Source organism: Microtetraspora sp. AC03309 (assembly GCF_020826795.1).
GTDB lineage: Bacteria > Actinomycetota > Actinomycetes > Streptosporangiales > Streptosporangiaceae > Microtetraspora > Microtetraspora glauca.
The window spans coordinates 1-622 of the sequence record NZ_JADDIL010000349.1; the positions used below are offsets into that span (position 1 = coordinate 1).

At 65.1% G+C, this 622-nt stretch carries 1 protein-coding gene; it reads left to right on the plus strand.

Annotation, left to right across the window (positions count from 1 at the left end):
• Positions 1-236 precede the first annotated feature (236 nt).
• A partial coding sequence (locus IMZ11_RS43265) for a hypothetical protein (protein ID WP_228649463.1) occupies positions 237-622 on the plus strand: 386 nt, incomplete at its 3' end.

A 622-nucleotide genomic window follows, 5' to 3' on the forward strand; every position in this document is an offset into this window, starting at 1 on the left:
GTCCGCGACCGCACCACCCACCGCGCGATCCTGGCCGTCGACAACCTCGTCGTCGACCTGCGGATCAGCGGCTACAACATCAACGTCCAGCAGACGGTGCAGCTGGCCAAGATCATCGCGGGACGCAACGCACTCTGACGCACCCCGGCCTACGCTGGTCACAGGAGTGCGATATGACGAGTGGTGCTGTGAATCAAAAGGTCCCAGGGCCGAAGTCCCTACGTTCCCGGTGGATCGTGCGCAGCGCCGCCGTCGTCAAAGACACCCTGTTCGCCGACGTCTCCGAATGGCAACGCCCGGTCGACGACACCTATCCCTACCAAGTGCTCTCCATCCGGGTCAGCGACGGCACCTACCGCGACCACAATTTCGCGGCGAACTACGCCTGGATGCGCAACGCCCTGGATTCCGGACGGTTGGTGTTCGGCATCGTCTACACCTACTGCCGACCCAATTGGCCGGCCAACGCCACGACCGTGCGCGCGATGATCGACGCCAACGGAGGGCTGCATCCGCGCATCGCCCTCATGCTCGACGTCGAGCGGGGCGGCAACCCGAGCGGTGACGGGTCGGACTGGATCAACCGCCTCTATGCGAACCTGGCCGGCTACACGGGTGACCG